This is a genomic window from Clostridium thermosuccinogenes (assembly GCF_002896855.1).
GTDB classification, from domain to species: domain Bacteria; phylum Bacillota; class Clostridia; order Acetivibrionales; family DSM-5807; genus Pseudoclostridium; species Pseudoclostridium thermosuccinogenes.
Window position 1 is genome coordinate 667,824 of sequence record NZ_CP021850.1, and the last position, 20,236, is coordinate 688,059.

The 20,236-nt window shown below is 41.5% G+C and carries 13 protein-coding genes; 6 read left to right on the forward strand and 7 right to left on the reverse strand.

Annotated elements, in window-relative coordinates; genetic code table 11:
* The first annotated feature begins 707 nt into the window (after window positions 1-707).
* The 5 genes from CDO33_RS03020 (at window position 708) to CDO33_RS03040 (ending at window position 8,267) form a co-directional block, all read left to right on the forward strand.
* A complete protein-coding gene (locus CDO33_RS03020; RefSeq protein ID WP_242973912.1) occupies window positions 708-1,388 on the forward strand; it encodes a TnsA endonuclease C-terminal domain-containing protein in 681 nt (226 codons plus the stop codon).
* The gene (locus CDO33_RS03025; RefSeq protein WP_103081894.1) at window positions 1,375-3,540 is read left to right on the forward strand and encodes a Mu transposase C-terminal domain-containing protein; all 2,166 of its coding nucleotides are present in this window, start codon (window positions 1,375-1,377) and stop codon (window positions 3,538-3,540) included. The genes CDO33_RS03020 and CDO33_RS03025 overlap by 14 nt, the downstream gene beginning before the upstream one ends.
* A 106-nt stretch (window positions 3,541-3,646) precedes the next feature.
* Window positions 3,647-5,302, forward strand: coding sequence for an ATP-binding protein (locus CDO33_RS03030; RefSeq protein WP_103081893.1), 1,656 nt, complete (start codon window positions 3,647-3,649; stop codon window positions 5,300-5,302).
* 8 nt (window positions 5,303-5,310) lie between these two features.
* A complete protein-coding gene (locus CDO33_RS03035) occupies window positions 5,311-7,185 on the forward strand; it encodes a TnsD family transposase (RefSeq protein ID WP_242974860.1) in 1,875 nt (624 codons plus the stop codon).
* 140 nt (window positions 7,186-7,325) lie between these two features.
* Entirely contained in the window at window positions 7,326-8,267 is a 942-nt protein-coding gene (locus CDO33_RS03040) for a hypothetical protein (protein WP_242973911.1), read from the forward strand.
* Window positions 8,268-9,471: 1,204 nt separating this feature from the next.
* Here the strand turns inward: CDO33_RS03040 and CDO33_RS03045 are convergent.
* The 7 genes from CDO33_RS03045 to argC all read right to left on the reverse strand — a co-directional run bounded on the left by CDO33_RS03045 (window position 9,472) and on the right by argC (window position 18,795).
* Window positions 9,472-9,945: a GNAT family N-acetyltransferase gene (locus tag CDO33_RS03045; RefSeq protein WP_103081891.1), complete on the reverse strand. Its 474-nt coding sequence runs from the start codon at window positions 9,943-9,945 to the stop codon at window positions 9,472-9,474.
* Between the two features lie 241 nt (window positions 9,946-10,186).
* Window positions 10,187-11,104, reverse strand: a complete 918-nt coding sequence (gene argF / locus CDO33_RS03050; RefSeq protein ID WP_103081890.1) for an ornithine carbamoyltransferase — start codon at window positions 11,102-11,104, stop codon at window positions 10,187-10,189.
* A 132-nt stretch (window positions 11,105-11,236) separates the two neighbouring features.
* A complete protein-coding gene (gene carB / locus CDO33_RS03055; protein WP_103081889.1) occupies window positions 11,237-14,452 on the reverse strand; it encodes a carbamoyl-phosphate synthase large subunit in 3,216 nt (1,071 codons plus the stop codon).
* Window positions 14,453-14,497: 45 nt separating this feature from the next.
* The gene (carA, locus tag CDO33_RS03060; protein WP_103081888.1) at window positions 14,498-15,559 is read right to left on the reverse strand and encodes a glutamine-hydrolyzing carbamoyl-phosphate synthase small subunit; all 1,062 of its coding nucleotides are present in this window, start codon (window positions 15,557-15,559) and stop codon (window positions 14,498-14,500) included.
* Window positions 15,560-15,611: 52 nt separating this feature from the next.
* Complete coding sequence (locus CDO33_RS03065) at window positions 15,612-16,811, reverse strand: acetylornithine transaminase (protein WP_103081887.1); 1,200 nt, start codon at window positions 16,809-16,811, stop codon at window positions 15,612-15,614.
* Window positions 16,812-16,836: 25 nt separating this feature from the next.
* Window positions 16,837-17,736, reverse strand: coding sequence for an acetylglutamate kinase (gene argB / locus CDO33_RS03070; protein WP_103081886.1), 900 nt, complete (start codon window positions 17,734-17,736; stop codon window positions 16,837-16,839).
* 18 nt (window positions 17,737-17,754) lie between these two features.
* Window positions 17,755-18,795, reverse strand: a complete 1,041-nt coding sequence (gene argC / locus CDO33_RS03075) for an N-acetyl-gamma-glutamyl-phosphate reductase (protein ID WP_103081885.1) — start codon at window positions 18,793-18,795, stop codon at window positions 17,755-17,757.
* A gap of 221 nt (window positions 18,796-19,016) precedes the next feature.
* On the opposite strand from argC, the gene CDO33_RS03080 reads away from it, so the two are divergent.
* Window positions 19,017-20,129, forward strand: a complete 1,113-nt coding sequence (locus CDO33_RS03080) for an ABC transporter ATP-binding protein (RefSeq protein ID WP_103081884.1) — start codon at window positions 19,017-19,019, stop codon at window positions 20,127-20,129.
* Window positions 20,130-20,236: the final 107 nt, after the last annotated feature.

Sequence of the window (20,236 nt, forward strand, 5' to 3'; positions counted from 1 at the left end):
TTTTTAAAGTATGATTGGACTTTTATGGTAAAAGAAAGAAGCATAATAAGGAATATGCCTTGTAGGGAGCCTGCAATAAAGCGGATAAACATATTTTCTGCAATAATGGTAAATGGCAACAAAAACATGCTCATGAGTATTACCAATTTTATAGTCAAAAAAACACTATACCTCATAAAATGCCTCCTTATGTTGGTTGCACAGAATTTTATCCGACTACTGCATATTATTTCAAGTCAGATTTTACGTTTAAAATAAAGTCGGTCCATGATATAATGGGAATAGGTTTAAGGGAAATGGACTAAGTGCCATTGACACAGTCACCAATAGAGGTGTCCAACTGATGTCAATGGCATTTTTGTTTTTCAGGGAATAGACGAATAAGGGAAAAGGGATAAGAGTTTTATTATAAAAAAGGTTTTAGAGGCAAGGGGTAAGGGACTTAAGGAAGTGGTGGATGAATTACATTGCAATATCATTCTCCTTTGTTCCGTAATCCTTTATACTTAATTCCTAACTCAGGAGGTATCTGCATGGCTAAACGGAAAATAGATTGGGATGAAAATAAATTAAAAAAATGGATACAGGAAGGAAGAGGACAGGGGGAAGGCAAGGATTACAAGCCCTGGCTTACTGTAACTGATTTTTCATCAAGGGGGAGGTGTAGCCGTCTTAAAGGCATCAAAACCGGGAGGATTCATCATTTTATGGCGGATATTGAGACATGGTACTTTTACCTTTTAGAATTTGACGAAGGAAACAAAATAACCGATATTCGGGAGTTTTATCCATTGCTGGACCTGGATGAGGTTGTTCATGATAAACAGGATTTCAGCAAGAATTTGTTTGTTGACAAGAAAACTGGCTGTCCATATGTTTTGACCACAACATTCCTAATTACCGTTAAGGTGAAAAATGGAAAAACCTCATATGCTGCCAGAAGTGTTAAATCTTCAAAAATGCTTGAGAGGAAAACAACGCTTGAAAAGTTGGAAATGGAACGCAAATACTGGCAAATAAAAGGCGTAGACTGGGCTATTGTGACTGAGAAAGACATAAACCGTGATAAAGCCAAAAACATAGAATGGGCACTTTCATCTATACATATGTTGCCTGATACAGGACTTGCCGAGGAAGATATCATTGAACTTGGTTCAGCGCTTCAGTTCAGGCTTGTTAATAGTGCAAAACCTATTAGGAATATAATTGCTGATTTTGACTATGATTATGCTCTTGATACAGGGACAGGACTGTTCCTGTTCCGTTACCTGATTGCCATGAAAGCGATTAAGATTGATATGGAAACACCAATAGACTTAAATGCTCCAGCAAACAGTATTCAAATTGTTAGGGATATGGAGGAGGGAATGCGGAGTGCTGGCGGTTAATGTTCTAATTGAGTGGATAGGAACCAAGGAACAGGGAGTAAGCGTAATAGAACGGATTCTATGGTTAGATGAGATAAGTGATTTAACTTATGTCATTGATGTAAATGCCAATAAACTTCCTTATGCAAGGACAATAAGCGAGTACAAAGTAGCCTTGGATACAGAGGAAGCAATAATGCTTGATAAAGACCCGTTTTCAAGAGTTGTTGATGAGGTATTACTGTCAGAGAAGGCTAAAGCCATAAGGGACAGAGCGTGGGAGGCTATATCAAGTATAGTTATTTTAGAACCTGAAATTTATTATCCAAGGGAAAGGGCTAAACATGTAAAAACAGTTGCACAAAAATACGGACTTTCAGAGAAAGTAATTTATAAATATTTGAAACGGTATTGGATAAGAGGCAAGATAGTAAATGCACTGCTGCCTGACTATGACCGGTGTGGTGGCAGGGGGAAAGAAAGGAATTCCAAAGGCATAAAGCGCGGACGTCCAAGAAAGCATGCAGATATTGTCGGCGATGGTATTAATGTTGACGAAGAAATAAAGCGCATATTCAGAATTGCAATAAACAGGTTCTACTATAGTTCTGCCAAGCATTCTTTGACTATGACTTATGAACTGATGCTAAAGGAGTATTTTAACGATGGCCATAGAATGGTGGATGGGAAGAAAATACCCCTTCTGAAATCATCTTCTGAGATTCCTACTTTTGGACAGTTCCGTTACTTTTTTGAGAAAGAACGTAATATCAAACGGGAGGTTTCAACCCGTTACAGCCCGAAGAAATATGAACAGGAGTACCGTCCTGTGCTGGGAAGTTCAAGCACGGATGCCATAGGACCTGGTTCGGTATTCCAAATTGATGCAACTGTGGCTGATGTATATTTGGTTTCCCGTTTCAACAGGACACATATTATTGGCAGGCCTGTTTTATATATCGTCCAGGACTGCTTTTCTAAACTAATTGTAGGATTTTATGTAGGTCTTGAAGGGCCTTCATGGATTGGAGCAGCAATGGCTCTTGCAAACACTGTTGGAAACAAAGTCTCTTTTTGTAGTCAGTATGGTATAGATATTCAGGAAGAAGAGTGGCCTGTACATCATCTCCCTCAGGCAATTTTGGCAGACCGAGGGGAAATGCTTTCAGACAATGCAGAGAGTTTGATTATGAATCTTGGGATTACGGTAAAGAATACCCCGCCTTTCAGGGCTGACTGGAAGCCGTTAGTAGAAAGATATTTTAAATTGACCAATGAGCGTACAAAATCATTACTTCCTGGAGCGGTAAATACAGATTTTATGCAGCGAGGCGGGAGAGATTACAGGCTTGATGCGAAACTTGATTTAATGCAATTTACTGCCATTATTATAAAATGTGCGTTATTCCACAACAACCATTATCGTATTGACAATTACAACAAAGATGAAATGATGGTGGCAGACGAAGTGGAGCCTATTCCAAGAGAAATATGGAATTGGGGTATTGCTAACCGAATGGGAAAACTTCGGCATGTAGATGAGGAAGTCGTGAAACTTAACCTGATGCCGTCAGATGTCGGTGTGGTTACTGCAAAGGGGATACGGTTTAAGGGGTTATTCTATAGTTCTAAATCAAGCATGAAAGAGCAGTGGTTTGTAAAAGCCCGCAGCAGTGGAAGTTGGAAAGTGCCTGTATCCTATGACCCAAGGAACATGAATTACATATATATAAAGAAATCCGCTACCGAGTTTGAGAAATGCTACCTGCTGGAATATCAGATAGCCTTTAAGGGTAAGTACATCGAAGAAATTGAATACCTGATGGAGTGGGAAAAGATGCAAAAGGCTAAAGGTCTTGATGAAGGGCTGCAGGCTAAGGCTGATTTAATAACAGAAATAGAAACAATAGTAGAAGGGGCAAAAAGCAAAACAAATAAAGAACTTTTAGTATCAGCAGAAAGTGATGCGCAAAGGAAGAAAAACATACGGCAAAACAGGCAGGTTGAAAAGGAGATAAATCGGGAGATAGAGGCTTTTGAATTGGATAAGCAAATTAATAATAAGAATGCAGAGATAATCTCTCTTAATGAACTGGAAGAAGAGTTACCATCCAATCCTCTGGATTTATTGAGAAGAAAACAGAGGGAGGCGTTTGGGAAGGTTAGGGAATAAAGATTAAAGGGTGAAGGTAAAAGGTTAAGGTATAAAGTCAAAAGGCTAAAGGGTTAAGGTAAGTTTATTTTAGAGGTTGATAGTACAAAGGGGGGATTTTAAAACTATGGGAAAAGTGATAATACCCAATGGTGCGGAGGGGGAAGAGGCAGTCTACAGGGAGCAGGTAATAAGGGAATATGGAGGGAATCCTTTTATAGAGGCACTCCCGCCTATTTATGCTCCTGAAGAAGTGGTCGAAAAGTTGGCCGTTTATCCGCCGTACAGTGAAGAGGAGCGGAATCTCGATGCACACTACAGGATACATCTTACCCAAAAACTTTTTCAGTGCTTCCAGCCTCTACCCCAGCATTTAGATTTAGAAAGCAGGATTTCAAGAGTCATACGGCAGGGATACTTACCGAGGAACCCTATAAGTAAAGAATATGTAATAAGTTTAAAGGATGGATATAGGGCTGTACAGAATTGCGACATTAATGCCAATCAGCAGTTTAGGACAACTGCTTGTGGTTTTACTATCATTGGCGTATCAGGTATGGGGAAATCTGTATCAATTAATAGGGTTTTATCCATGTATCCGCAAGTAATTGTACATAGCAGGTATAAGGAACAGGGATTCAGTTTTTATCAATTAGTATGGTTAAAGTTGGACACCCCCTTTGATGGAAGCGTAAAAGGACTCTGTATTGATTTTTTTAACAAAGTAGACCAACTAATGGGGACAGACTTTTATAAGAAGGTTGCTAATTCAAGAAAGTCTGTTGATTATATGCTGACGCTTATGTGTCAGGTGGTAAGGAATACAGGGTTGGGCCTACTTATTATTGATGAAGTCCAGCATTTGTGCGGTGCAAGAGGCCTTGGTGACGAAAGGATGCTTAACTTTTTTGTAACTCTTGTCAACACTGCTGGAGTGCCCATAATTTTAATCGGGAATCCCAAGGCTATGTCAATTTTACAAAGTGAATTCCGACAAGCCAGGAGAGGTTCGGGCCAGGGGGATATGATATGGGAACGTTTGCAGAATGATGAAAACTTCGAAATACTGCTTAATTCCCTCTGGCAGTACCAGTGGACACGGAAGGAAAGTGTCCTTACAAAGAGCATGCAGGAATTGCTGTATGAAGAATCCCAGGGAATAATCGATATTATCTGTAAAATCATTGTTATGGCGCAAACTGTTGCCATTTCCACAGGAAAAGAGCAGGTCAATGAAAAACTAATACGGCAGGTGGCGAGAGAACATTTCCAATTGGTAAGGCCGATGCTTTTGGCATTGAAGTCTGAAAACATGAGGGAGATTGCTAAATATTCCGATATCTGCACGGCTGAAGTCGATTATGGTAAGTTGGTGAATCAGGAGAAACTGCCAGTAGAAATGCGGATGAGGATAAAGGCAATGAAAGAGCAAAAGGAAAAAAGGGAAAAGGAAAATAAGGCTTCAAAAATGGAGCAGGCTCTTGGCAAGTTAGTGGAACTTGGTATTGAAGTCTCAAAAGCCAGGAAAGCCGTTGAAGCAGTGCTTGAAACAGAAGGTCATAATATAGATGAAGGACAACTCGTTATAAAAGCAATTCAGGTTCTTTCAGGAAACACAACGGAAAAGAAGCCTAAAAAAGTGAAGACTACTCCGAAATCAGAAAATGACTTACGCTATATTGTGGAGGAAGGTAGAAATCAGGGGAAATCGGCATATGATGCGCTAAAGGACAAGGGATATATCAAAGGAGAGAGGAATGACACTTTGTTCAAGGCGGTGTAATTTAAATGATGCATTTTTTTCCAACCCCATATCCTGATGAAATCCTTTATAGTGTATTGGCACGCTATAGTGTTCGCTGTGGGATTACAAGTTATCAAACTATCATGGAGAGCATATTTGGAAAGTGTAGTTCCAGGGCTGTAATGGAAATGCCTTTTAATTTGAATTCGCTGGTATCTAACCTACCTGTGAATTGTCCTTATACTGCTGATGATTTGATTTATAATCATACTCTGTACCCATTCTTTACTGCATTTCTTCCAAAAGAACGGGCAGAAGAAGTAAAACAATTAATGCTGTCTGAAGGTGGAAGCAAAATTTATGGTAAAGCAGGTATTATCGGCAGTAGGATTCCACTAAACCAATATTTAAGATTTTGTCCCAAATGCTTCGAAGAAGAGCAGAAATTGTATGGTGAAGGATATTGGCACAGGTTGCATCAGATACCCTTTGTAATGGTGTGTCCTATACATAAAGCGATTCTTCATAATAGTACTGTTTTAGTGCGGGGTCATAATCCACAAGCCTATGTACCTGCTGACGCTGATAACTGCATTAATAATGAATTACTTTATTTCAAACCTGAAACGATAGAGAAGTTTGTACTCATTGCTCAAGATGCAAGATTATTGCTTGAGAACCGGTATCCATATAAGCCGTTTAAATGGTTTGCCAAACAGTATTTAGAACGGTTTAAGGAATTAGGATATGCTAATGTAAATGGTAAAGTGTATTGGGAACAAGTAAAAAGGGATTTTATAAATTTCTACGGACTTGAGTTTCTGAATGCTGTCTATTCAAATGTATGGGATAAGGAACAGGGAAGGTGGCTGAAGGAAGTTACGCACAGCGATGCGAAGGCAGTGTATCCAATTCGGCACCTGATGCTGGCAAGATTTTTAGGAATAGGAGTAGAAGAACTTTTTATAAAAGAGTTAAATTACAGACCTTTCGGAGAAGGACCTTGGGTATGTCTTAATCCTGCTGCTGACCACTTTCTTGAACCTGTAATAAAAGACGTAGAAATAAAGTATAGGCGTAGAAATAAGAACACTAATGGTTTTTTCAGATGTCCCTGCGGATATGAATATATGGAAACAGTTACAAGAGAACAAGGAGAAAGGGGTAAGGGGCGGCGCAGATTTGTCAGGGTTGTAGAGTATGGACATGTATGGAAGGCTAAGGCTCATGAATTGCATGAAAGTGGAGTAAGTATTCAGGAAATTGCAGTAAGACTTAATGCAGATATTAGTACTGTAAGAAAGTATATTTCTGAAAAAAGACAGGAAAAAAGCAAAAAGTTAGTAGAACGTAATAGTGTTGCTTCTGCGGAGTTTGAAGTAAAAAGACAGTATCACAGGGAAAAGTGGCTTCAGATAGTCAGGGAAAATCCAGACAAAGGCAGACTTGAATTACGGAGGCTGGGTAAATATACCTGTACCTGGTTATGCAGGAATGATAGGGAGTGGTGGGAGAAAAATACTCCTGCAAAGAAATACGTTCAGGCTTACAGTAATGTTGATTGGGAAATTAGGGACAAGGAAATCTTACAGCATGTTAAGCAAACTGTTCAGGAAATATTAGAAAGTGATGAAAAACCTCAGAGAATCAGCCTGCGGTTGATTAAAACTAAGTCAGGACTTAAGAGTTTCGATTTGCAACTAGATAAATTACCACTAACCAAGTCATTCATCAATTCTGTTATAGAGGCTCCTATGGAATTGCACAAGAGGCGTATACAATGGGCAATTGATAAACTTAATGAAGAAGGCAAGGCATTGACTGTTACTAATATTACTGCCATGACAGGTGTAGGTAATAGATATAGGAAGCAGGTTGTGGAAGAGATTAAGAGGGTGTTAGGGGAGTTGGGTGAAAGGTAGTAAGGTGTAAGAAAGTAGGTGCTTTTGCTGGTTATATAGTGTAAAATAAAGGTAAATAGTACAGATTAGTAGAATATTGTGAAGTAAGAAATTTAGAAATAAGAAATTTATATGATTGGCAGATAAGCAGGAATTTCTTTGTGAAATTGAAAGGAGTTTTGAAATTGAAATGTGCATATTGCGGAAAAGAAGCAAAAGGAACTAAAGAACATATTATTTCACGTGCAATTCTTAATTTATTTCCAGAATGCTATTTAACATTTGATGGTGCAAGACATGTGATTCACGAGGCAGACCCGGTGGTCAAAGATGTTTGTGAAGATTGCAATAAAAATAGAATCTCTTATATTGATAACTATGCAAAAGAATTTATTAGCCGATATTTTACGAGAAAATACAACGAAAATGATATAGTTGAAATCGAATATGATTATGTGATGATTCAAAAAATGCTGTTAAAATATGCATTTAATGATATGCGGTCTCATAAAGAAGATTGCTCATTTTATGACAAAGAAATGCTTTATTACCTTATGAACGCATGCGATAATGTCCCGAAGGAAAATGTGACAGTACTATGTGGATTGGCGATTAATGTGTCTCCTATGCCTGATGCAATGTTTGGAAATCTGAAATTGCGATGGTGCAAAGACCCCTTCTTTTATTCAAATAGTACAATAAGAAATATTGATTATGAAACGGGTCAGGTTTTTCTTAATGAAACTGTAGAAAAGGAGGAATTTCCTGATTTGAAATTTTCATATTTGTTTAGGTTTAATAGTGTACAGTTTTTGTTGTTGTGCTGGAATAAAAATTCGGAGAAAATCGAACAGAATAAGGTTGTTTTAAAGTGCCAATATCCATATTACTTAATGAATGCTAATGATAAAAAAGCAGTTATACCGCTATGTACAGATGAGTTAAATTATCATAAATTTGAACATATACATGTACGCTGGGATGGACTGTTTGAAGTGGGGTTAATGAGAAAATATGCGAGTGGTGGGACATATGGATATAAAGAATCATATGAAAAAGAATGGATAGAAGAAGAAAAAAGAATAAAAAAACATCCACGTTAAGAGTGTGTTGTATTATGGTTTCCTATATTTTGAGTAAGTAATTTCATTGATAAATTCCAATTTATAGTTGGGTTGGTTCGTAATATTCTTATAATGCAGCATAAAGAACTTAAATCACATTTCAATACATATAAACCAAGCAGAACTCTTCCCATTAGACTTTGCTTATATTTTTGGAAGGACATTATTTTCTTTTTGGAATAAGTTTATTTACTTTGGAACGACTTTATTTTCATTTAGGAACGACTTAAGAGTTATTTGATTCACAAAATAAAACAACAAAAAATAGCGCAGAAAATAAAATACATATGATAAAGTCGTTCCATGTTGTTAACATAAATCATATCAAAGCGTACTTATTCATATTTTTATAGTCTATAACTCTGAAACCCTGATAACATCTGTACCCTATAACCCTTATATTTCAAGGTTTACAGCACATTGAGGTCAGGGAAAGACTTTATTTTCATTTTAGAACAACTTATGACTTGTTTATTTAAAGCAAAATGATAACAAAACAGCGTAAATAATTAAACACGTACGATAAAGTCGTTCCGTATTGTTAACATAAAGCATAGTTAAGAGTATTTGCCTGCATTTTTATAGCCTGCAATCCTGAATTCCTGATATCATATATACCCTTAAATACTGGTATTCCAAGGCTTACAGCATTATGGTGTTAGAGAATGACTTTATTTACTTTTTAGAACAACATTATTTTCATTTTGGAACAACTTAAACTATTTTCTTTGCAAAACTTAAACCTTACCCCCTAAATCCTTAGTCCTATCTATGTGAATATAAAATAAACTCATTCCCTCCCCAACTCCGCAAACCCGCATGGTTGATGGATGGGATAAAATGGATGCAAATAAAGATGTTCTGAAAAATGGATGGTTAAATTGAATTAAATGGGAAAAATGGAAGGGATATTAGGAAATAAAGTCGTTCCATAGAAGAGGTTTTAAAGGGATAAGGATTAAGGGAAAAGGGATAATGACAGAAATATAAAATCCTTTGTAACCGGTATAATAACTGGATTACAAAGGATTGATTTGTTTTATTGGATAACATCCTTATCCCTTAAACCTATTCCCTTAACCCTGTTCCAACGGAACAACTTTATTTTCAGCGGAACGACTTTATTTGCAATGGAACGAGTTTATTTGATGTTTACAAAACAAAAATTTTTACATCGTCACAACTAATACTCCTTCACCATAAGCGCCCGTACATAACCTCTATCCTTGGTGGTAGAATCTATATAAAAGCCACGGCCATAATAAAAACGCACGAGATCCTTATGTTTTGCAGCCGTATGCAGATAAACCCTGCGGACGCCCCGGGCTTTTATCACCTTGTCGGCAAGGCTCATCAAAGCTTTGCCGATACCGATATTGTGGTAATCGAGCCGTACTCCGAATCTGCTTATATATGCGGTGTTGTCCGGCAAAAATTGAATTCTTATCGTGCCCACAGGGACATCATCGATTAAAGCTATGTAAACTTCCTTGCTTTCAATATCCTTTTTTATAACATCAATGCTTTCCTCCAGGGCTTCCATTGTTCCTTCCAACCCTGTGACTTCCATATATTTTTTAAAGGATTCTTCTATAATGCTCTTAATGGCACCGGCATCTTCAATTGTAGCTCGTCTGATAATAAATGAATAGTTCATCTCCAAGACCTCTTTTTATGATGAAATTTGTATGAAAATTGCTTTGGCAGTTTATATAAATTCGCATGTGTATTTGAGAGTTCAATAGATATGCGTGGCTTTTGATTGCCTAGCCTTAAGGTGTTTAATTAAAGCTGCTGCTTTGGCCGGATTTATACTTAAGTCAAAGGAAAAGGGCTAAGGAACCGGAAAAATAAGTGATAATATCGGAGGAGAAGACGGTTCCTTAACCTTAAGGCGGCTATTTCATTAACAAAGCCATTATTGCTTTTTGCACATGGAGCCTGTTTTCCGCTTCATCAAATATAACGGACTGGGGTCCGTCGATGACTTCGGCGGTCACTTCATAACCTCTGTATGCCGGCAGGCAGTGGAGGAAAATCGCATCTTCCTTTGCTTTGGAGAATAACTCCTTGTTCACCTGATAGGGCATGAAGGTCTTTATCCTTTGCTCCTTTTCACTTTCCTGGCCCATGCTCACCCAGGTGTCGGTGTAGACGGCATCAGCGTCTTTGATGGCTTCGACCGGGTCTTCCGTCAGAACGATTTCGGAGCCCGACTTCTTTGCATCGCTGAGGGCTTCCTCGACTATCTGGGGATCACATTTATAGCCTTCGGGGGAGGCAACCGATATGTTCACTCCCAGCTTGGCGCAACCGTGCAGGAGGGAGTTGGCCACATTGTTGCCATCACCTAAATAGGCCACTTTCAGACCTTTTAATGTACCCTTGTGTTCATATATGGTGAATAAGTCTGCTAAAATCTGGCAGGGATGCATCAGGTCCGTCAATCCGTTAATGACGGGAATGGAGCCGTATTTTGCCAGATCCTCCACATCGCTTTGCTTAAAGGTTCTTATCATTATTCCGTCTATATAACGGGAAAGCACCTGGGCGGTGTCATATATTGATTCGCCCCTGCCCAGTTGGATATCATTGGAGCTCAGAAACAGAGCATGTCCTCCCAACTGATACATGCCGGTTTCAAAGGAAACACGGGTTCTGGTGGATGACTTTGAAAAAATCATGCCGAGGGTTTTGCCTTTCAGAATGTGGTGCTGTATCCCTTGCTTTAATTCCTTTTTAAGCTTCCCGGAGAGCTTTAATATTTCTTCGGTTTCTTCTACTGTAAGATCATATAAGCTGATCAGATGTTTCATTCAAATTACCTCCCGATAATTACCCTATTGCTCTATTCATGGGTTATTTTACATTAATGCTTGCCTACTGCCTTCTTATATACGGTTTCCTTATATGCGATTTCCTTTATTCCGGCTTCCTTTCCATAAGGCCTAGTGGCTTTCGAAAGTAGAATATTCATCCAGGGAATAGACTTCCGTATCCTTGCCGTCTGATATATGCCCGATTACCTGGAGCAATGCTTCCGTCGTATCCAGGGAGGTTATGCAGGGAACATTGTATTCCATAGCGGTCCTCCGAAGCAAAAAGCCAAGCTTTGAAGGCATTTTTCCCTTGGTGGGCGTATTTATTATCAGCTCTATTTTGTCGCTTTTTATGGCATCCAGTATCCTGTCATCCGGCACCAGGGTCGCGTTAATACCAGCCTCCAGAAGGTATTCATAAGAATCTTCGGTGGCTGATATTTTAAAGTTCAGCTTAAGAAGCTTTTTTGCAATTTCGATGCATTCATCCCTGTCCCTTTCGGCCACCGAAAGCAGTACATTTCCTCCAGCGGGAATTTTCATGCCGGTAGCCAGGAAGGCTTTATACAGCGCAGTGTTATAATCCTTGGCCACGCCCATGACCTCACCGGTGGATTTCATCTCCGGACCTAAGAATGTGTCCACGGTAGTGAGCTTCGAAAAGGAGAATACCGGAGCTTTTACCGCTATAAATTCCGATTCTTCGGCAAGGCCTGGCTTGTAGCCAAGGGATTTCAGCTTGCCGCCCATGATCAGCTTTGTTGCCAGGTTTACCATGGGTATTCCTGTTATTTTGCTCATTATGGGCACAGTACGGCTTGCCCTTGGATTTACCTCTATTACATAAACCTTGCCGTCCTTATCGAGGACAAACTGTATGTTAAACAGCCCTATAATCTTAAGAGCCTTAGCCAACCGCACCGTATAATCAACTATTGTATCCTTAACCTGCTGTGGCAGGTCCCTTGGCGGATATATGGCTATGCTGTCGCCGGAGTGGACGCCGGCCCTTTCAACATGCTCCATGATGCCTGGAATCAGTACATCTTCTCCGTCACATATTCCATCCACTTCAATTTCCCTGCCGTTTATATACTTGTCGATGAGTATGGGATGCTTTTCGGATATATCCACAGCAAGGCTCATGTATTCATCCAGGGATTCGTCGTCATATACTATCTCCATCGCCCTTCCTCCAAGAACATAGGAGGGTCTGACCAACACCGGATAGCCTATTTCGTTGGCAATGGCCCTGGCCTGCCCGGGCAGGAAAGCCGTTTTTCCTTCCGGCATGGGTATATCAAGATCAGTGAGCAGCTTGAGGAATTTATCCCTGTCTTCCGATATGTCAATGCTTTCAACGCTGGTTCCGAGAATCCTCACGCCTTCCTTATGCAGCGTACCGGCAAGGTTTATAGCTGTTTGTCCGCCGAACTGAACTATTATTCCAATGGGCTTTTCCTTTTCAATAATATCCAGCACGCATTCCTTGGTAAGAGGCTCAAAGAACAGCTTATCCGAAGTGTCAAAATCTGTGCTCACAGTTTCAGGATTGTTGTTTATGATTATCGATTCAATGCCCAGCTCTTTTAACGCTTCCACTGAATGCACGCTGCAGTAGTCAAATTCTATGCCCTGACCGATGCGTATGGGGCCGGAACCGATGACCAGCACCTTCTTCCGGTCTGAAACGATGACATCATCCTTTCCCTCATAGGTGGAATAATAGTAGGGGGTGACGGCTTCAAACTCACCGGCGCAGGTATCAACAAGCTTGTAAACCGGGTTGATCGGGAATTTATTCCTGAGCTCCAGGATTTCATCCAAGGGCACATTGGCCAGGTTGGCTATGTAGGAATCCCCGAAGCCTATTTTCTTTGCCCTGGAGTACAGGTCATAATCAAGCCATGCTATGCCGGAGTTTTTAACTTCTTCCGCCAGTTTAACTATCTTTTCCAGCTTCTTTATAAAGAAAGCGTCTATCTTTGTCATGCTTATGATATCATGAGCGCTTATGCCCTTCTGAAGGGCCTTGCATATGGCAAAAATCCTTTGATCGTTAGGCTGCTTTATGTATTTTAGCAATTCGTCCTTTGACATATTTTCAAACAGGCTTAAACCCAACTGGTAGTTGCCCTTTACATCCAGCGAGTCAATGGCTTTCAAAAGGGCTTCTTCGAAGGTCCTTCCTATGGCCATTACTTCTCCTGTGGCCTTCATCTGGGTGCCAAGGCTTCTGTCGGCAGTGGTGAATTTATCAAAAGGCCACCGGGGAACCTTAACCACCACATAGTCCAGAGATGGCTCGAAGCAGGCATAGGTATTCTTTGTCACTGAATTTTTGATCTCATCCAGGTTAAGGCCGATAGCTATCTTGGCGGCTACCCTTGCAATGGGATAGCCGGTGGCTTTGGATGCCAGAGCGCTGGACCGGCTGACCCTCGGATTGACTTCGATTACCACATATTCGAAGCTTTCAGGATTCAATGCAAACTGAATGTTGCATCCGCCTTTTATCTCCAAGGCACGGATTATTTTTATAGATGCCGAACGAAGCATCTGGTACTCGACGTTGGATAAGGTCTGGCTGGGTGCCACTACTATGCTGTCGCCAGTGTGGACTCCCACGGGATCGAAGTTTTCCATGTTACAAATTATGATGCAGTTGTCCGCTCCGTCCCTTATCACTTCATATTCAATTTCCTTCCAGCCGGCCACGCTCTGCTCCAGCAGAACCTGACCTATCATGCTGAGCTTTAAACCCGTGCCGCATATATACCTGAATTCTTCCATGTTGTGGGCGATGCCTCCGCCGGTGCCGCCCAGAGTATAGGCGGGACGGATTATGATGGGGAAGCCTGTTTCTTCAGCAAAGGCTTCGGCATCGGCGATATTGGTTACAATTTTGCTATGAGGCACCTTTTCACCGATTTCCTGCATGGTATTTTTGAAAAGCTCCCGGTCTTCCGCTTTTTTTATGGAATTGAGCGACGTGCCCAGGAGTTGGATTCCCATCTCATCCAGTATTCCGTCCTCAGCCAGCTGCACGGCCATATTAAGGCCTGTCTGCCCTCCGAGGGAAGCCAGGATTCCGTCGGGCTTTTCCTTCATTATTATCTTTTTAACGAAGTCCAGAGTTATAGGTTCTATATATACCTTGTCGGCAGTCTCCTTATCGGTCATAATGGTTGCCGGGTTGCTGTTTATCAGCACAACTTCTATGCCTTCTTCCTTCAGAGCCTTGCAGGCCTGAGTTCCGGAATAGTCAAATTCCGCAGCCTGGCCGATTATTATCGGGCCGGAGCCTATGACAAGGACTTTGTTTATGTCATTTCTTTTCGGCATATTTACCTCCATCTATATTCTAGAACTTACTTTATCGCTATATATTTAAGAACCCATCATCGATAGGAAATCATCGAAAACATAGGCTGAATCCGCGGGCCCGGGTGCAGCCTCAGGATGGTACTGCACGCTTATGATCGGCAAGGATTTGTGCCTGAAACCTTCTACTGTGCCGTCATTTACATTTATGTGAGTGATGGTTACATCCTCATTGAAATCGGCTTTGAGGGCGTAATTGTGATTCTGGGAAGTAATATAGCATTTGTTAGTTAAAAGATCCTTTACAGGATGATTGCCTCCGTGGTGCCCGAATTTGAGCTTATAGGTGGTGCCTCCCAGCGCCAGCCCCAGAAGTTGATGCCCGAGGCATATCCCAAGGATCGGTTTTTTTCCAAGGAGCTTTTGTATCGTAAGTTTTGCCGAAGGCAAATCGGTAGGGTCTCCCGGACCATTGGACAGCAATATGCCGTCGGGATTGTAGCCCATTATTTCATCATAGGATGAGTAGGCGGGAAGCACATATATATTGCAGCCTCTGCTTTCCAGCGACCGGATGATATTGTATTTTACTCCGAAGTCGAGAACAACGACTTTCTTGCCCGGACCGCTCTTATGTAGGGTTGTTTTGGTAGTAACCTCCATGACCAGATTGCGCTTTTCTCCCTTTTTTTGCTGCAGTCTTCCCATAAGTATGTCTATATTGCCGCATTCGGTGGAAATGATACCGAACATGCTTCCGTGATGGCGTATATGCTGGGTCAAAGCCCTGGTATCTATCCCTTTTATCCCCACTATGTTGTTTTTCAGGAAAAATTCACTGGGGCTGATGCTGCTTCTCCAATTGCTGGGAGAGTCGCACAGTTCCTTCACTATAAAGCCCTGCAGGTGGGGCTTGTAGGATTCGTTATCTTCCGTATTAAAGCCATAATTGCCTATGAGGGGATAGGTCATAGCAACTATCTGCCCGTTATATGAAGGGTCGGTGATTATTTCCTGATAGCCTGTCATGCTGGTGTTGAAAACCACTTCGCCTACAGCCTCGCCTTCATGTCCGAAGGCTTCACCGGCCCAGTATGTTCCATCTTCCAAAACCAAAACTGCTTTCATTTTCATTCTCCTTATTGCGCAAACATTTAAGACATATATTGCTTTCCTTGTTTTATTGCATGCCGCATAAAATTTTGTCCAATGCTTCTATGAAGCCGTCTACATCCGGCTTTGTGAGTATGAGCGGAGGAAGGAGTCTCAAGACTTTGGTGCCTACGCTTCCGACCAGATAACCGCTTTCGAACAGTTTATCCTTCACTTCTTTTGCAATACCGCCGGTGAATTCCACACCGATCATAAGCCCGGTTCCCCTTATCTCTGCGATTTGTGAATATTTCCGGGAAAGTCCGGAGAGCTTTTCAAAAAAGTAATTGCCGACGTTTTCTGCGTTCTCTGCCAACTTTTCCTCAAGGATGATGCTTAACGTTGTCAAACCGGCAGTGCAGGCGAGGGGGTTTCCGCCAAAGGTGGAGCCGTGGTCCCCAGGCTCGAAAGCGCTGGCTACATGCTCCTTTGCACATAAGGCCCCGATAGGGAATCCTCCGCCCAGAGCTTTTGCCAGGGTGAATATATCCGGTTCCACTTCGAAATGCTCGTATCCAAACAGCTTTCCGGTGCGCCCCAGACCTGTCTGCACCTCGTCCAGGATTAAAAGGAGGCCATGCTTGTCGCACAGGTCACGCACAAATTGCATATAATCTTTTGTGGCAGGGTTGACTCCGCTTTCTCCCTGGATGGGTTCCATCATTATTGCACAGGTGGAAAATTTAATAGCCTTCTGCAGCGCATCCCTGTCGTTTAAGGGTACATGAATAAAGCCTGGCGTCAGAGGTTCGTATGGTTTGTGGTATTTATCCTGGCCTGTGGCGGCTGTAGTGGTCATTGTCCTTCCGTGAAAGGAATTTTTAAGGGTGATGATCTCATATTTTCCCGGCATACCTTTCTTTTTGAAATATGCTCTTGCCAGCTTAATAGCTCCTTCGTTGGCTTCGGCACCGCTGTTGGCAAAGAACACCCTGTCGGCGCAGGAGTTTTCCACCAGCAGCTTAGCCAGCTTTGCCTGGGGTTCAATGTAGTATAAATTGGAGCAGTGCATCAATTCAGATGCTTGCCGGCTTATGGCGGAGACCAGGGCAGGGTGGCAATGTCCCAGGGCGTTTACCGCAATACCCCCTAGAAAATCATAGTATTTTTTGCCATCGGTATCCCACAGGTTTATTCCTTTTCCCTGAACAAAGCATGCAGGTGTTCTGCTGCCAAAAGTATTCATATAATACTTTTTATCCATTTCAATTATCTCATTGAGCTTCATATCAATACCCTCCCCAATTTGCATATCAGAGCTTTTCGCCGCTGTGGTAGAGGACTTTTTCCTTCATTATCATCGTACCGATACCCTTGTTGGTGAATATCTCCAGGAGGATGCAATGGGGTATCCTTCCGTCTATGATATGGGTCCTTCCCACACCGTTTTCCAGGGCTTCCACACAGCCCAGGACTTTAGGCACCATGCCTCCGTTTATGACTTTCTTTTCAATCAGCTGGTGAACCTCGCTGACGGTCAGTGCGGACAGCACTTCGCCGTCGCTGGCTGTTTTAACACCTTCTACGTCGGTTAAGAGCATGAGCTTTTCTGCCTTCAGAGCGATGGCTATCTCTCCGGCTACGGTGTCGGCATTTATGTTGTAGCTTTGACCATCCGGGCCTACGCCTATCGGCGCGATGACCGGTATGTACTCGTCTTTTGCAATCAGTTCAATGACCTTGGAATTGATCCGGGTTATCTTGCCTACATAGCCTATATCAGTTTCTTTGCCGTCGATATCCGGCTTGTACTGCTCACACTCTATGAGATTCCCGTCGATTCCGCAAAGTCCGATGGCTTTTCCGCCCTTTTTATTGAGCAGGGACACTATCTCTTTGTTGGTTTTTCCCACCAAAACCATCTGGGCAACTTCCATAGTCTTGGCATCAGTGACCCTCAATCCGTTAACGAATTCGCTTTTTATATTGAGCTTGTCAAGAGCTTTGTTGATATCCGGCCCTCCTCCATGGACGACAACGGGATTAAGACCGATATATTTAAGAAGAGTGATGTCCTCCATCACTGAGTTTTTTAGCTCATCACTGATCATGGCATTTCCGCCGTATTTTATCACTACGGTTTTCCCGGCGAGCTTTTGAATATATGGAAGCGCTTCTATTAATATTTGTGCTTTTTTGATTATCGTCTCCATTAATAATTTACCCCCTAATTATAGATACAGTCCCGGAGCCGAAAGTCCGGTTTGCTCCGGAATTCCATACATAATGTTGAGATCCTGAACCGCCTGACCGGCAGCGCCTTTCATCAGGTTATCCAAAGCTGAGAGAACGATCACCCTGTTCAGCCTTTTATCCACTACCAGCCCTATATCTATGAAGTTTGAGCCGGCTACATATTTCACTTCAGGGAGTTTTCCCTCCCCAAGAACCCTTACAAAGAACTCTCCATCATAGTGCTTTTTATATAGATCCAGCAGTTCGGAAGTGGATATATCCTTTTTCAAATTAGCATAGGTGGTGCACAGCATGCCTCTCTTAATGGGAGCCAGATGGGGAGTGAAGGATATCAGGATTTCTTCCCCGGCAATAAACGACAGCTCCTGCTCTATCTCGGAGGTATGCCTGTGAGTGGCAACGCCGTAAGCTTTGAAGTTCTCATCACATTCGCAGAACTGATAGGGAAGATCTGTCTTTCTTCCGGCTCCGGAAACCCCCGATACCGCATCAATTATGATGTTTTTAGTATCAATGATGTCATTGGCTAAAAGGGGTGCGATGCCCAGTATTGAGCAGGTAGGATAGCATCCGGGATTTGCTACCAGCCGGGCGTTTTTAATCTGGTCCCTGTACAGCTCAGGAAGGCCGTATACTGCCTCGTTTAAGAGCTCCGGCATCTCATGCTTTAACTTATACCATTTTTCATATACTTCTACGGATTTGTATCTGAAATCTCCGCTGTGATCGATGACTCTTTTACCTTTTTCCAGCAAATATGGTATCACTTCCTTGGATATACCGTGGGGAAGTGCGGTTATGAACACGTCCGCCTTGTCATATATGGCATCCATATTTAAGTCCTGGCATTCAATATCACATATATTTCTTAAGCTGGGATAGACATCGGAAATTTTCTGACCGACAAAGCTCTGCGAAACTGCCACTGTCACTTCTGCCTGGGGATGGTTTTGAAGCAGCCTCACAATCTCGATGCCTACATAGCCTGTAGCCCCTATTACTCCTACTTTGATCATATTTACCTCCAAAATACATATCTCATGATTTATAATTATACATATCAATGCATAAAAATTCAATAATAAAATTTAAAATTATCAGGCTTTTTATTATGCAAAGTTACTAAATTGAAAAAAATAATTTTGGTTAAAAGTGTACTAGTTGATGATGCCATCAAATGATATAGTTATAGTAGTAAAAAAGCTATATGCTTAGGATAAATATAGGAGGGGAAGAAATGGCAAGTTTAAAGCTGAAGAATGTTTACAAGAGATATGATGGTGGGGTTGTCGCAGTAAACGACTTCAATCTTGACATCGAAGATAAGGAGTTTATCATACTTGTCGGACCATCTGGATGTGGTAAAACAACTACACTCAGAATGATTGCAGGATTGGAGGAAATCACCGAAGGTGAAATTTACATCGGTGACAGGCTGGTAAATGACGTACAGCCTAAAGACAGAGACATAGCGATGGTTTTCCAGAACTACGCTTTGTATCCTCACATGACAGTATTCGACAACATGGCATTTGGACTTAAACTGAGAAAGACTCCTAAGGACGAAATAAAGAGAAGAGTTCACGAAGCAGCTAAGATTCTCGACATAGAACATCTTCTTGACAGAAAGCCGAAGGCTCTGTCCGGTGGTCAGAGACAGAGGGTTGCATTGGGTCGTGCTATAGTTCGTGAACCAAAAGTGTTCCTGATGGACGAACCGTTATCCAACCTCGATGCTAAATTAAGAGTACAGATGAGAACTGAGATAAGCAAGCTGCATCAGAAACTGCAGACAACTATCATATACGTTACCCACGACCAGGTAGAAGCTATGACAATGGGTACAAGAATAGTTGTTATGAAGGATGGAGTTATCCAACAGGTTGATACTCCTCAGGCTCTGTATGAGAGACCTGCTAATCTGTTCGTTGCAGGATTTATTGGAAGCCCGCCGATGAACTTCATCAATGCTACTGTTGAAAAGCGCGGTCAGGAAATCCACCTGCTGTTCGGCAAGGAAGATATCAAACTTCCCGAAGGCAAAGCTAAGAAGCTTGAAGGTACCGACTATATCGGTAAAGAAGTTGTTATGGGTATCAGACCTGAAGATATTCATGATGAACCAGCTTACATTGAGCAGATGCCTGATAACGCTGTTGAAGCTACAGTATCCGTTGTTGAAATGCTGGGTGCCGAAACCCTCCTTTATTTGACGATCAACGACACTGACTTTACTGCAAGGGTTAACCCGAGAACAAAGGCTAGAACCAACGATGTTATAAAAGTTGTATTCGATGCAAATAAGATTCATCTCTTTGATAAGGAAACAGAAAGAGTAATAATGAACTAATATTCTCATAGATGAATAAAAAGGAGAGAAAGGTAGATTGCCTTTCTCTCCTTTTGTTCATAGTTTTTTAAAATTTTTGTAGTTTAATGTTCCATATCATTAGTGTA